Source organism: Tenacibaculum sp. MEBiC06402 (assembly GCF_049239625.1).
Taxonomy (GTDB): Bacteria; Bacteroidota; Bacteroidia; order Flavobacteriales; family Flavobacteriaceae; genus Polaribacter.
Genome location: NZ_JBMKKT010000097.1, coordinates 261,342 through 275,403 on the forward strand (window position 1 = coordinate 261,342; position 14,062 = coordinate 275,403).

General features: G+C 29.7%; 12 protein-coding genes. 3 read left to right on the top strand and 9 right to left on the bottom strand.

Annotation, left to right across the window (positions count from 1 at the left end):
• Window positions 1-51: 51 nt before the first annotated feature.
• Window positions 52-1,908 (top strand): AAA family ATPase, encoded by a 1,857-nt coding sequence (locus tag ACOSP6_RS11045; protein ID WP_422093358.1) that lies wholly within the window; start codon window positions 52-54, stop codon window positions 1,906-1,908.
• Between the two features lie 385 nt (window positions 1,909-2,293).
• Here the strand turns inward: ACOSP6_RS11045 and ACOSP6_RS11050 are convergent, their stop codons facing one another.
• From ACOSP6_RS11050 to ACOSP6_RS11070, 5 genes are all read right to left on the bottom strand, one after another.
• Window positions 2,294-4,849 (bottom strand): hypothetical protein, encoded by a 2,556-nt coding sequence (locus ACOSP6_RS11050; protein ID WP_422093357.1) that lies wholly within the window; start codon window positions 4,847-4,849, stop codon window positions 2,294-2,296.
• Window positions 4,850-4,867: 18 nt separating this feature from the next.
• A complete protein-coding gene (locus tag ACOSP6_RS11055; RefSeq protein ID WP_422093356.1) occupies window positions 4,868-5,215 on the bottom strand; it encodes a hypothetical protein in 348 nt (115 codons plus the stop codon).
• 172 nt (window positions 5,216-5,387) lie between these two features.
• A complete protein-coding gene (locus tag ACOSP6_RS11060) occupies window positions 5,388-5,573 on the bottom strand; it encodes a hypothetical protein (protein ID WP_422093355.1) in 186 nt (61 codons plus the stop codon).
• Between the two features lie 2 nt (window positions 5,574-5,575).
• Complete coding sequence (locus ACOSP6_RS11065; RefSeq protein ID WP_422093354.1) at window positions 5,576-5,899, bottom strand: hypothetical protein; 324 nt, start codon at window positions 5,897-5,899, stop codon at window positions 5,576-5,578.
• Between the two features lie 552 nt (window positions 5,900-6,451).
• Window positions 6,452-6,694, bottom strand: coding sequence for a hypothetical protein (locus ACOSP6_RS11070; RefSeq protein WP_422093353.1), 243 nt, complete (start codon window positions 6,692-6,694; stop codon window positions 6,452-6,454).
• A gap of 100 nt (window positions 6,695-6,794) precedes the next feature.
• Between ACOSP6_RS11070 and ACOSP6_RS11075 the strand changes: the two genes are divergently transcribed.
• Window positions 6,795-7,538 carry an SOS response-associated peptidase gene (locus ACOSP6_RS11075; RefSeq protein WP_422093352.1) on the top strand — a complete coding sequence of 248 codons (744 nt, stop codon included), beginning with the start codon at window positions 6,795-6,797 and terminating at the stop codon, window positions 7,536-7,538.
• A 5-nt stretch (window positions 7,539-7,543) separates the two neighbouring features.
• Window positions 7,544-8,944, top strand: a complete 1,401-nt coding sequence (locus tag ACOSP6_RS11080) for a hypothetical protein (protein WP_422095721.1) — start codon at window positions 7,544-7,546, stop codon at window positions 8,942-8,944.
• Here ACOSP6_RS11080 and ACOSP6_RS11085 read toward each other — a convergent pair.
• The 4 genes from ACOSP6_RS11085 to ACOSP6_RS11100 all read right to left on the bottom strand — a co-directional run bounded on the left by ACOSP6_RS11085 (window position 8,933) and on the right by ACOSP6_RS11100 (window position 14,005).
• Complete coding sequence (locus ACOSP6_RS11085; RefSeq protein ID WP_422093350.1) at window positions 8,933-10,123, bottom strand: phage integrase SAM-like domain-containing protein; 1,191 nt, start codon at window positions 10,121-10,123, stop codon at window positions 8,933-8,935. The genes ACOSP6_RS11080 and ACOSP6_RS11085 overlap by 12 nt on opposite strands.
• Before the next feature lie 126 nt (window positions 10,124-10,249).
• Complete coding sequence (locus ACOSP6_RS11090) at window positions 10,250-10,972, bottom strand: YebC/PmpR family DNA-binding transcriptional regulator (protein ID WP_422093349.1); 723 nt, start codon at window positions 10,970-10,972, stop codon at window positions 10,250-10,252.
• A 113-nt stretch (window positions 10,973-11,085) separates the two neighbouring features.
• The gene (locus ACOSP6_RS11095) at window positions 11,086-12,324 is read right to left on the bottom strand and encodes an OmpA family protein (protein WP_422093348.1); all 1,239 of its coding nucleotides are present in this window, start codon (window positions 12,322-12,324) and stop codon (window positions 11,086-11,088) included.
• A 37-nt stretch (window positions 12,325-12,361) separates the two neighbouring features.
• Window positions 12,362-14,005, bottom strand: coding sequence for an acyl-CoA carboxylase subunit beta (locus tag ACOSP6_RS11100; RefSeq protein WP_422093347.1), 1,644 nt, complete (start codon window positions 14,003-14,005; stop codon window positions 12,362-12,364).
• Window positions 14,006-14,062 lie beyond the last annotated feature (57 nt).

Below are 14,062 nucleotides of genomic sequence, written 5' to 3' on the forward strand. Positions count from 1 at the left end.
CTGCTTTTCATATACGAGACCGTTGTGAATAATTGAAAAACATAATTGCTAATGACAAAGCTTTCCATAAAATTAAACCAGAAATACAAATCTTTTGAAAATGGATTTAGTTATTCATTTGAAGGAAATTTAGTTCTGCTTTCCGGCATTAATGGAACAGGGAAATCCCAACTATTGAACATTATTCTAGGGCAAGAAGGTAAGAATAGTCAAAATAAGATTAGTTCAATTATTACATTGAACAACGCTCTAATAAAAATTCAAGATATTGATTTTAGGTCATTCAAGGAGAATATTGCAATTAGAGAAATTACAGCCTCTTCTTCTCAAAGTTTTATTCAATCAGCGCAGAACGCCTGGAACAACTATAACAAAACTAGATTAAACCCAAATAATAAAGATAATTTTCCGCATTTAGAATCTATAATTACCGCAAAAAATATACTTCTTGAAAATTTTGAAGAACAAGAGTTTAATACTGGCAAAATTTCTCAAGAAGATTTGAAAAAATGTCTAAAATCAAATAATTTCATTTGGAAAGCAGGTGATGTTTTTACGAATTCCATAGGAGAGATTTTCTTTAATCACGCTCTGAAAGTCAGTGAAAAAATGAAAGATGTTGGAAGAGCAAACTTTGATACTTCCAAATTTGAAATATCACCTTGGGCGAAATTGAATAACTTATTTGAAGAATTAGGATTACAATACAGATTTAAGGATAACTATGAAATTATTGGAGTAGAGATTAACGAACAACCTAAACTTTTCGCACTCAAGCCTGATGGTAGTTTGGATGAAAATGACACAAGACTACTATCTGATTTATCTGATGGTGAGAAAACAATAATTTCATTATGTTTCGCATCACTCGGTGAAAGTAGTTTATCAACAAAAAAGCTCTTACTACTTGATGAGTTAGATGCTGTATTAAATCCTTCATTAATTCAAATTTTCTTTTCTGTAATAAAGAGATACTTTATTGACCAAGGCATTATGGTAATTATGACAACTCATTCACCTGCTACGATAGGATTATCAACTACTGATGCCAAATACTATGAAGTCTTTAAACCAAATACTTCGGGAAACAGAATATTAGAAGTAAGTAGAGACTCTTATTCTGAATTACAAATAGTTAATGAAGAATTTTATTCTAAAATATATGACCAAGAAAATAGAATAAGGATTCTTGAAGGTAAAATAATTTCTTCAAAAGATTTTCTGATAATAACCGAAGGTAAAACAGATTGGAAATACTTTATTAAGGCATTGGAGTATTTTCATTCAAAAGGTGAATTTGAGAATATAACTCAAGAGATGTTTTACAGATTTGGTTCTGAAACCGATGTCGAATCTAGTGTTTGTGGAACTGAAATAGTTAATGAACTATCTGATTCCAAATTAAACAATTATCTCAAGGGCATTGTAAATACAAGGGATATCGACAAAACAGATATTGGAAAAATTAGAGTTGGCATATATGACTCAGATACTAATACAAAAGTCACAAATGAATCCACTCTTGGTGTTTATTCTTTCAAGATTGAGCCGAGTGGAATATCCACAGAATTTTTATTCTCAGATAATGAAATTAAAACAGAGGTCAATGGGAGAAGATTATTTATTGGAGATGAGTTTGAAAAAAGAAGTAAAATAAATTTAAATAATAATAATCTCACATTAGGTGGGGATTCATCAAACACAAATAAAGCTGGAAAAAGAGTGATTATTGACACAGATGTGTACAATCGTGAAAGAACAAATATTGCTTTGACCAAAGAACTTTTTGCCCAAGCAGTATTTGAAAATACTATTACTATATCGGAAGCTAGTTACGAAAACTTTAGACACGTATTTGTGAAAATAAACGAGTTTTTACCTGAATCATCGAAAGAAACTGATAGTTAAAAAACAACTATGCACAACAATGGCTATAAGTAATTGCTTGTTTTATTTTTAAATTCTTCATCATTTTTAATCATTTCTGGAATTTTACTTAACAGTTCATTTATAAAGTTAAATAAATCATTTATCTCTAGTTTAATAGTACTTGAAATTTCTTTTAATCGTTCATTCAATAAATTAATTTTCTCATCTATCTCTTGTACAGTATAAACAGAATGTGCATTTTAAAGAATTCCCTTTTGGTCTAACCCCTCCCTTTTAGCATACGACACCTTTCTTAGAGCCAATAGTCTAACTTCTCAAAATTGGGGTTTCTAATACCTAGACCTGGTGTTAACTTAATTCTTGTACCACTGAAATCGCTTAATGAAATTACTTTAATCATCTGTTATTTTGACATTAAATGTTTAACCAATTCTAAATTTTCTCCGATAATTTCTTCATTCTGATAGTCAAGAATTACATCTATAACTTTATCCTTAAGATAATGCAGCTTTTCCATTTCATACCTATAACTTAATTTTCCATTATCATACTCTTTATAATCCATCAATTTTAAATAAATCTCATCACCATCTTTATCTTTAGGTAATGCGATATACCATCCTTCTTTAAACTTTTTATTTTCAGTAATATAAGTTAAGCCAGTTGATAACTTTTTATGATTAAACATACGACGAAGCAAATTATTCTCTAAATCTGTAATTGCAAGTGCAAAGTTATATTGAAGTTGATTTGTATTTGATTTGTGCAACTCCTTATCAAGCATATATTTGACAAAGTTTTTTCTAAAAATCTCATTCTTCAATAACTCTATTACACCGTCATATTTCTCCGAAGTCGCTGGATCCTCACTAAATGACTCATAAAGTGTTTTATAAGTTAATTCAAGCATTATATCACCTGTCAGAATATTTTCTTGAATAATTGCTAAATTAAATAAATGCTCAATCTCTATTAGTATATTTAGTCCTATTGAAGAATAAATTTCAAGATTATACAGTTCATCCCATGTATATAATTTTCTATCAGTTTTTTGTAGTATAAAAAAGTCCTGTGTTCTCATAACTAATTCTGATACTGCTTCCAAATGATGAATAGAAATTAAACTACTAACAGCACTCCATCTATAAATATTATTTCTATTAGGGTTAAGGTTAGACTTCTTTATATTTAAATCTTTCAAACTTGCAGTTGCTAGTAATGCCGAATTCGTTATTTGATCAATTTTATCAGAATGAAACTTGTTAATAAAGTATAAAAAACTTTCAAAAGCTTTTAAAGTTAAATTTAGCTTAGTAAACTCACCTCTTGTAACATAGGTCTCTAACTTAAGGTAAGTTCTTATTCTTCTTGAATTTAGAAAATGTAATAAATCATCGTAAGCGGCTTTAAAAATCCATCCATAATCAAACCAAAGCTTTATACGATCCTTATTATTTACTAATTTCCCATCAACTTGTTTAAAGTTATCATAGTAATATACAAATTGTTCGAAATTACCTAGATCTTTATAAGCGTTATCCATTAAAACTTCTCGATTATAAATAATATCTCTATGTATATAATCTAATTTCTGCATCTGTTGAGAATACTTTTCATCGATATCTTCAGCAAGTCGACCAAGAGTTTTTATAGTATCTATCTGAAGATTAATTATCTTCTGTTGATTTTCCATTATTAATTGTTGATTATCGAGGACATGATTTAACTTAGTATCTATAATCTCAAGCCTCTTCATTATCTGTTCGTGTCTTTGAGCAGCAACATCTTTTTTACTACCAAACAATCCAGAAATTTGACTAACGGCTCCTAATACATTACCGCTAGTATAATTTAAATATGCATTGGCCACCACTGAACCAGCATTTACCAATTCGTTTGCCGATTTTAAAAATTCAGAATCAATTCCTAATTTCTCTCCAATATTATTTGCTATATTCATAATAGTCTGTGCACCATTCACATAACTATTAATTTCCTTAGACAAATCTTCTTTTGCTTTAAAAGCCTTTAATTGTAATTTTAACTTCTTATTCTCGGGTTTATTGGGGTCCCCTCTCATACCTGATTCAATAGCTTTTATTTGTTGTTCAACATCAAGATTGTTGAACATAAAATCTTTAAGAATACTAATATCTTCTTTATTAATATTCACATCATTCCGCAACTCCTTAACATTTTCCTTTAAAGCGAATAAATTTTTGGATATTTTAGAGATTTTAATTTCATTCTCTTTTTGAAAATGAACTAACGCCCTACCCAACGTTTGTAATTTTCCAACACTTTCTTTTAAATTTTCGATTTCTGCATCTTGAGCTCTATCAGCTAATTCATTTAATACCAATGCTTTTGTAAACCTACTTTCCATAAGTTTAGCCATATGAAAAATCATATTAGGCTTGTCTTCATCTTCTATATATTTAATACTGTTATCAAAAATTCCTTTATCACTTTGAAAAAGTAATTTAAAAGCATCTTCTTGACTCATACCAGAAATTTCTTCAAATTTCACATTATCCTTATCTCTTAATATCTGAAGGTGTTTACCAATAATTTTTTCGGTCTCAATTTTTGACTGTTCATCATAGAGTTCTATAGTTTGATCCAGTAAAATATCCATACCCTTTTTTATTCCATTTGTTAATAAGTAACCTACTCCTGTAGATTTAGCTGGTATGGAAACAAATTCAAAAGCTCCTTTTACAATTGCAGCATTTAATTCTAATGCTGTCTTACCTATTAGTCTATTAAGTTTATGGTCCTTGTACCTATTTGATAAACCAGTAAAAGTCTCATTCAATGATGAATCTACTTTTAAATCAATGTTACTAGAATAATCTGATAAGGCGCCACCTGTTTCGATATCATAATTATTACAGAAATTATTATGAATACTAATGGGTAGATTTAGTTCATTTTTATAAATTTTTTCAACTGACATAAAACTAACTATTGGTTATTATTGATTTTGCATCCTATTTGATACTTCCTGTACTATTTTGAGCATTAATTCTTCATTTTGTAAAATCATTTCTGGTAACTTAGAAAACATTTTATTTATATTTTCTAAAGAGTTATCTATTTTGATTTTCAACTCTTCATCAACTGAGTCTAATGAATCTTTCATTCCTTGTACAGTAAAATTCACTTCATTTCTCAAATTTGAAATCAAAGTATTCGTCTCATGTGTAGTATATATACTAGGCGCTTTATTTTCTTGTTGTCGTCTCCAACTTTCATCAGAATCGTTCCAGTCATATTGCGTACGGAACTTTTGAGGAATATTACAATGTGATTTTATCGGCATAATTATTTTTTTTTTTTAAATTTTCTCAATTTTAACTCTAAAACTTAGTCTTCAGACCTTAAAGCTTCACTGACCTTTGAAGTAATCTTAATAATTAAATCTTCATTGTGCAATAATTATTAGGAATTTCGTCAATCTTACTAAAGATTCTTCCTAGGGATGACTCAATTTTTTAATCTAATTTAATCTGTCTCTGTTTTAAATAATTAACCTCAGTTTTAATTTCATCTTTTAAGGTTTTGATAAATGAATGCATTTTAGAGATTTTGCAAACTTCAAAAAGACTATTATCATACCTAATTCCAGTCATCCCAAGATCCAAAATTTCTTGATGATTTGGTACTTTTATTTTACTCATAATTACTTATTTAATATCTTACTAACTTTTAGAGCTAATAAATTTAATAGTTTATCATTTGATAATATCATCTCTGGAATTTCATCAATTTTGTCTAGTACATTTCCTAATGATGACTCGATTTTCTCATTTAGATTACTATCACTTTGTTTTAAAAACTTGACCTCTGAGATAATTTCAGTTTTGATCTCTTTTTTTAAGTTTTGTATAATCGAGTTAACTTTTGCATCTGTATAAACAGAATATAACTGTAACCCATTATGTTGAATACTACTACCATAGGCAGAATGTTTAGCGGAATGATCTGATACCTTGATTTTTCCCATGTCTTGTTATTTTATGATATTATTTATTTGTTTTTTAATCATTGAAAATATATACTTCGAAAACATTCAACTGAAATAATCGAGTAAAATATATACGGGATAAAAGGATTAAAATGAAACCTACAAAGTCATTATAAATGAAAATAATAATTTTACTATTTTCCATACCTATTACCCCCAGCGGAAATAGGAAAAAAACTATTAAAGGGACTTTATATGATATACAAGAAGCATTGTAAATCTACCTTTCTTTTTCATACGTAAATATATATAATTTTTAATCAAAAAATTTAAAATTGAATAAAAAATGTATAGTTATAGTTAATAATCCAGGAATTTTAGAGAGATGTTTATTCATTTTAAACAGTAGTACTCAATGATTTTTTTAATTCTAATAATTTGAACACTTAGTAAGATAAAATAAACCATCTTCAAAATTGATTACCTCCATTGGAATTAGGAAAGAAAATCATTAAAAGGCATTTTAAATGATATGTGAAAAGTCTGATGGTTCTATTTTTCTTTTTCATGTTTAAATATAAAAATATTTTTTCAGATTGAGAGTTCAATCATCTCCTGGAGTAAATCTTCTGGAGACAAACCTTTAGTCAATCTTTTTAAATTTTTCTCGGAATTATTTAATACTCTAAATAAGGAATGCGAAATACCCATACTCCTTATTTTTTGAATAAAATATTCCAAAGCAATTATATTCTGATAACGAATAAACTGATCAGTACTTAAATGCGGCACACCTTGACTTTTAACGATACTTGAAAAATATTGTGAATACATATTGCAAATTTCGCTATTATTTGTAGTTATGATTGCTTAAAAATGTAGCATTCTAACTGTTTACTTTTTTGTACTTTGTAAGAAGTTAAATATCAAAAAATTGTGCTACCATATATCAAATACCAAAAAAGATTATAGAAAGCTAGAAGATAGGTTTCAAGCTACTTTTGAATATCCTGAAGTATATGAACCATATTTTCATTTTAATGGCTGGGAAACTAAAAATCTTTACATCATAAGACAAGAAGATCCGGAAACAATCGATGTTGCTTCGTGGGGTTTATTACCCACAAATTATGATCTGTATGGTAGAAGTGAGTTTTTACGAAAAACAAACACCTTAAACGCTACTAGGGAACGATTATTTGAAAGTTATTTGTTCAATCAATTTATTAGTTGGCAACGCTGCTTAATTATTGCTGATGGTTTATATGAACCTCATAAAGATGACAGAGTTAAAGGATCGATACCGTTTTACTTTAAAATGAATGATCATAAGCTGTTTGCTTTTGCTGGAATTTATAGTGTCATTGAAGATGGAAACACGCCTTTGTTTTCTGCAAGTATAATTACAACTGAAGCTAATCCTTTATTTAAGAAAATACACAACTCACCGAATACGAAAGGAAGTTATAGAATGCCATTAATTTTGGATCCAACTGATGAGTATGATTGGTTGAATTGTAATGATAATGAAGATACTATTAAAACATTACTGAACACTTTTACCAAAGAAGAAATAGATGCCTATTCAGTTTCACAAGATATTTTTAAAAGAGTTGATAGTAACCGTGAGGATATAATAAATGAATATCATTATCAGGAGTTGAATTCTTTATTTTAGATATAATGGCTATTGAACATATTTATAATTTTGGAAATGCTATTGAATTATTCCAGAGAAATTACAAAGATGAGTTTATTCAAATTCAAGAATCTTTTGAATTTGCGTTTAAAAGAAATGCTAATTCAATTTGGGATACTAGTGATTTTAAAACATTGCTCTCAGATGCCTTTCATCAGAAAGGTTGGAGCTTAAGTAAAATATTAGATTTTTCGCCTGTAACTTATAAAAAAATTGATTTTCATAAGGGTAATTTATCATTGAATCATACAAGCTTATTATTTGCAGTAGAGGCTTTGAAAACTTGGTTAAAGGATTTTAGTGTAATGCATGAATTTAATCAGTCCACTGAGATAGTAATCTTTACTATTAGATTAAATGCAGATAGCGAAATTAATTCTACAGTAAATGATTTAAAAAAAATAGAAATAAAGAAAATTCATGACTTATTGATTTCATCATCTCCTTTTGATTTTCAGATTCCATTTGCTGTAATTCTTTTTAACTCGGATGAAGAATTCAATCAGTTTGAAGTCACGAATCTCGGAGAGTTAAAAGTTCTAAAAGAAGAAGAAAAGATTGCGAGGAATTTTAAAGAAATTATGAAGCTTCATTCTAAGGCTAATGAAGAGAGGGTAATTGTCAATAACTCAATAGAATTTCCAGAAGAACTTTATTTAGCAGGATTAGGGATATTAAATTATTTTGGAACGTATATTCAACAAAAATATCCAAAAGAAAAAATAAAAGTAAAAATAGAGCAAGAGAATTATCTAGTTAGGTTAATTATTGAAGGTGAAGAGGGTGCAAGAGAAGTAGTTGAAAAGGCATTACAAGAATACCAATTAATTGTTACTGGAGAGAGAAACCCTGAGCAATTAACCGATGACCCCAAGATAATACTTGGTTTAAAAAGTGAATTAAGAATAGCTAAAGTAAGAATTGAAAACCAAAGAGACATAATAGCTATTAAAGATCAAAGCATTAATGCTCTCAACGAGTTTTTACTTGCTGCCTTAAATAATAAAAGTGAAGTTAATATTGATTTTAAACCCAGTATTTTACTTGCAAATAATAACGTTTTATTGCCAGTGGTAAATAACTTTATCGAGGAATTAAGAAATGCGAAAGAAACCCTTAATTTAGATTCTAGTGAATACATCGAATTTGAGGAAATTAGTTCGGAACTTGAATTAATAAATAACATTGAGACTTTAAAAAAATCGGGAAGGCTTAAAAACTTTAAAGCTATACTCGAAAAACATTTAAAGAGAATAAGAAACGCCGGCAAAGTATTAGAATCGACAAATAAAAATATAGAGACAATACAAAAACTTGCAGGGAAATATAATAAAATTGCTGAGTTGTGTGGTTTGCCAACCGTACCCTCTTTTTTAACCAAATAATTTATTAATAGTATCAGATTCCTCTTTATGATAAAAGTCTTTTAAATAATGCTGAGTAGTTTCTAATCTAGTATGTCCTAATAGCTTTGAAATCATTAATAAACTAACTTCACTTTTTACAGCATAATCAGCAAAAGAGTGTTTGCCCATGTGCATAGAAACTCTCTTGTCAATATCACAATGGTCTGCCACAATTTTTAAAGCTCTATTAAGGTTATTGTTTTTGATGTAAATAATATATTCAATTTGTTCTTGATCTTTAAATTCAGCTTTGTATAGAGGAGGAAAGACGAAGGTATTGTTTAATCCTTTATATTTTTCTAAGATAGCTTTAGATTTAGGGTTTAGAGGAATTGTCCTGGTTGAACCAACTCTGTCTTTAACTTTATTCATTGTGTAAACAATGTTGTCCTCTTTTATGTTTTTCCATTTTAGTAAACACATGTCTGTAAAACGCATTCCAGCAGAATAGAAACAGAAAAGGAACATATCCCTAGCAACATTCATCGCCTTATGTCTTTTAGGTATTTCTAATTCATCAATCTTTTGAATTTCATCTAAATTTAAGGTTTGTTTTACTGTGTTTTCCTTTTCAATTTTATATCCTCTAGCTAAATTTTCTTTTATCAAACCATTTCTGACTGCAACATTTAAAACTGTAATGATGCTTCTAAGGTTAGAGGCAATTGTGTTTTTTCTATTGTCTCTTTTTAACATCCAAATTTCATAATCTTTCAAGAATTTATGGTTGATGTCTGAAAAAGCAACGTAACTTGAAAACATTTTTAATTTATCTAAGTAATGTTGCTTTGTTTTAGCTGTTCTAAATTTTTTTTTTAACTTATCTTCATCTATAATTGATTGGTAGAAATCAGTAAAGGACTCAGTATCATAATGAACGTTTGCTTTATAAATTTGTAATAACCTTTTAGCGGAAATTCCTTTGTTTTCGTAGTATAATTTTTGAACTCTTGTTTTTAGTGTGTTTAGTTTAGCATTAAGTTGCTCTTCTAAAGCATGTTTTTTAACAAGTTCTTTTTTTGAATCCCATTGTGAGTTTTTAACAGAGACTCCAGCGTCTATATATTGAGAATCTCTAGAAGAAGTAAAAATTCGAAGTCTTATTGCTTGCGTTCCATTTTTCTTTTTGTAGGTATTTAATTGAAGGGTGAAATTCATTTGTTCATTATTTGTTCACTATTTGTTCATGTTTTACTCAAATATAATTAAAAATAAACGATTGTAAATAAATAAACCCGCTATTAAAATAGCGGGCTTGTCTTGAAAATACTATGTTTTCTGAGTTTACATCTCCATCGAGTGGTAAACCTGATTCACATCATCATCTTCCTCTAAACGTTCTAAAAGCTTTTCTACTTCTTCCTGTTGTTCTGGTTCAAGTTTAGTTGTAGTAGTTGGAATTCGTTCAAATTCCGAAGAAACGATTTCTATATTATTTTCTTCTAAATAACCTTGAATTGCACCAAATTGTTCAAATGGAGCGTATAGCATTATGCTGTTGTCTTCGTCATCGGTAAAAACTTCTTCAACTTCAAAATCAATCATCTCCATTTCGAATTCTTCTAAGTCCATTCCTAGAGATTCTTCTTTCACTTTAAAGTTTACTACATGATCAAACATAAATACTACAGAGCCAGAAGTTCCTAAGTTTCCGTTACATTTATTAAATGCAGCTCTTACGTTAGCAACTGTTCTGTTATTATTATTTGTTGCAGTTTCTACAATGACTGCAATTCCATGAGGAGCATATCCTTCAAACAAAACTTCCTTATAGTTTGCGGTATCTTTATCTGATGCTTTTTTAATTGCACGCGCTACGTTATCCTTAGGCATGTTTGCAGCCTTTGCATTTTGGATAACTACACGTAAACGAGAATTGGTTTCAGGATTCGGTCCGCCTTCTTTTACAGCCATAACTATGTCTTTACCAATTCTGGTAAAGGTTTTAGCCATTGCAGACCAACGTTTCATCTTTCTTGCTTTCCTAAATTCAAATGCTCTTCCCATTTCTATCTGTAATTAATTAATCGAAAGCAAATGTAAAAAAATCAATGTATTTATAAAAAAGAAACACCATTAAGAATAATGGTGTTTCCTTATGAAATTATCTTGATCGTTTATTATTTTTTAATGAATTCTACTCTTCGATTATTTGTTTTTTCTAATTCGTTTGAGTTTTTATTAAGAGGCTCAGTTTCTCCTTTTCCTGAAACTGTTAAACGATCTTTAGAAATACCTTTTTCTATAATTGCTTCTTTTACAGATTGAGCTCTTTTAATTGAAAGTTCGAGATTACTTTTTTCATCACCGTCAGAATCTGTATGCCCTATAATTTCAAATTTCCAATCTGATTTTTCTTTCATAATAGAAGCTATTTTATTGATAACTCCCATAGATTGAGGTTTGATTGTTGCTTTTCCAGAATCAAATAAAATTCCATTAGTGCTATATTTTCCTTTGGAAAGAATGCGTTTATACATTTGTCCTCCACCGTACGCAATTCTGATGTTTTTTATAGCGACTTTATGGTTTTTATCATGAGTATACATTTGAATAGCAAACTTTTCAATGGGTAATTTAAAGTTTGGAAGATTTGATATGCGCTGTCCGTCATAATATATCTTCATTTTCTTTTTATAATATGAAAGAGAAATACGGTGCCAGTCATTCTCTTCTCCTGAAGGAACAGTTTCAAAATTAAAATCCCTTTTATTGTCCTTTACCAATCCAGTTACACCTTTTTTCCCAATATTAATTTGTACATCACAGATACCAACATAGAAGCTTTCCTTTCTAAAGGAAATGTCATATTGTGTTTCTGGACCATATTTTGGGTAAGAGTTAACATAAATATCAAATTCGATGGTAAATTCATCTGAGAGATAATTTTCAGAGTTAAAAAGGGGAGTGATTCGATTATAGTCATCGCTAGTACCATAAATCACCTTATCCTTTCCTAGAGTCGCTACTTCTACACCGCCTCTTAGTAAATCCCATTTAGATGGAAACTCACCAACTTCTTCGAATTCTAAATCATCCGAAAAAATGACTTTCTCACCAGGTATGTATTTGAAGTTTCTGTATAACTCGGCAGTATTTTTATTTCCTGACTGATTATCAACTTTCTTGTTTTTCTCTCCCGAAGGTTTGTCATTTTTGTTAGTTTCGGAGTCAGAATCGGTTTTCTTTTTTTCTTTTTTAGTTAAAACATCATCAATCTTTTCGTCTGCTTTCTTTGAAACTACTTCTTCTGCTTTTTTCTTTATTTTTTTCCAGAATTGAGCGTTCATTTCAGAGTTGATAGATGATATCAACACCATCGTAAGAAAAAATAAAAGTTTTCTTTTAATTGGTTTCATAATAATTTAATTGGTTAATGCGTCTAAAATTAACTAATTAAACTTGAATAACTCCCAAATTAAATGGCTTTTCAATTGGAGCATGGTTTGCTGCTTCAATTCCCATCGAAATCCATTTTCTTGTGTCTAACGGATTAATAACTGCGTCTGTCCAAATTCGAGCAGCAGCGTAATACGGAGAAATTTGTTCGTCGTATCGAGATTTAATTTTATTAAATAATTCTTCTTCCTTCTCTTTAGTAATCTCTTCACCTTTTTTCTTTAAGGCAGCCGTTTCTATTTGTAATAAAACTTTAGCAGCAGAAGCACCACTCATAACCGCTAATTCAGCACTTGGCCAAGCAGCAATTAATCTTGGATCGTACGCTTTTCCGCACATAGCGTAATTTCCAGCTCCGTATGAATTTCCAACTACAATAGTAAATTTAGGTACTACTGAATTACTAACGGCATTTACCATTTTAGCACCGTCTTTAATAATTCCTCCGTGTTCAGATTTACTTCCTACCATAAATCCAGTAACATCTTGTAAGAATACTAAAGGAATTTTTTTCTGATTACAGTTTGCAATAAAACGAGTGGCTTTATCAGCAGAATCAGAATAAATTACACCACCAAATTGCATTTCGCTAGGCTTAGTTTTTGCACCTTTCGATTTTACAATTTTTCTTTGGTTCGCTACAATACCAACTGCCCAACCATCAATTCTTGCATAACCTGTAATAATGGTTTGTCCGTATCCAGCTTTATATTCATCAAATTCAGAATTATCAACCAAGCGCTCTATAATTTCCATCATGTCATATTGTTCATGACGTGCTTTTGGTAAAATTCCAAAAATTTCGTTTTCATCTTTTGCAGGAGCTTTACTTTCTGATCTATTGTAACCAGCTTTTTCAAAGTCTCCAATTTTATCCATTACATTTTTAATACGATCTAAAGCATCTTTATCATCTTTAGCTTTATAATCGGTAACCCCAGAAATTTCACAATGTGTTGTTGCTCCACCTAAAGTTTCGTTGTCAATAGATTCACCAATTGCGGCTTTTACTAAATAACTTCCAGCTAAAAATATACTTCCAGTTTTATCTACAATTAAAGCTTCATCACTCATAATTGGTAAATACGCTCCACCAGCAACACAACTTCCCATTACAGCAGCAATTTGTGTAATTCCCATACTACTCATTACGGCATTATTTCTAAAAATTCGTCCGAAATGTTCTTTGTCTGGGAAAATTTCATCTTGCATTGGTAAGTACACTCCAGCAGAATCCACTAAATAAATTATTGGTAATCTATTTTCGATTGCAATTTCTTGAGCTCTTAAATTCTTTTTTCCTGTGATAGGAAACCAAGCTCCGGCTTTTACAGTAGCGTCATTTGCTACTACAATACATTGCTTGCCTTTTACATAACCGATTTTGATAACTACACCACCAGAAGGACATCCACCATGTTCTTTATACATTCCTTCACCAGCAAAAGCTCCAATTTCAATAGAGTCAGAATCGTTATCAAGTAAATAGTCAATTCGCTCTCTTGCAGTTAGTTTGCCTTTTTCATGATGTTTTTGAATTCTTTTTTCTCCTCCTCCTAATTTTATTTTGGCTAAACGCTGTTTTAAATCCGAAGCTAACAACTTATTGTGGTCTTCGTTTTTATTGAAGTTAATGTCCATAGATCTTTGTTTGTTTGCGAGTGCTAAAATAAGAAAATACCAGCACACTTCAAGGTG

Bases quoted from the DNA above. Each gene is read 5' to 3' on its own strand.
- ACOSP6_RS11045 (WP_422093358.1), top strand. From the start codon at position 52: ATGACAAAGCTTTCCATAAAATTAAACCAGAAATACAAATCTTTTGAA.
- ACOSP6_RS11050 (WP_422093357.1), bottom strand. From the start codon at position 4,849: ATGTCAGTTGAAAAAATTTATAAAAATGAACTAAATCTACCCATTAGT.
- ACOSP6_RS11055 (WP_422093356.1), bottom strand. From the start codon at position 5,215: ATGCCGATAAAATCACATTGTAATATTCCTCAAAAGTTCCGTACGCAA.
- ACOSP6_RS11060 (WP_422093355.1), bottom strand. From the start codon at position 5,573: ATGAGTAAAATAAAAGTACCAAATCATCAAGAAATTTTGGATCTTGGG.
- ACOSP6_RS11065 (WP_422093354.1), bottom strand. From the start codon at position 5,899: ATGGGAAAAATCAAGGTATCAGATCATTCCGCTAAACATTCTGCCTAT.
- ACOSP6_RS11070 (WP_422093353.1), bottom strand. From the start codon at position 6,694: ATGTATTCACAATATTTTTCAAGTATCGTTAAAAGTCAAGGTGTGCCG.
- ACOSP6_RS11080 (WP_422095721.1), top strand. From the start codon at position 7,544: ATGGCTATTGAACATATTTATAATTTTGGAAATGCTATTGAATTATTC.
- ACOSP6_RS11085 (WP_422093350.1), bottom strand. From the start codon at position 10,123: ATGAATTTCACCCTTCAATTAAATACCTACAAAAAGAAAAATGGAACG.
- ACOSP6_RS11090 (WP_422093349.1), bottom strand. From the start codon at position 10,972: ATGGGAAGAGCATTTGAATTTAGGAAAGCAAGAAAGATGAAACGTTGG.
- ACOSP6_RS11095 (WP_422093348.1), bottom strand. From the start codon at position 12,324: ATGAAACCAATTAAAAGAAAACTTTTATTTTTTCTTACGATGGTGTTG.
- ACOSP6_RS11100 (WP_422093347.1), bottom strand. From the start codon at position 14,005: ATGGACATTAACTTCAATAAAAACGAAGACCACAATAAGTTGTTAGCT.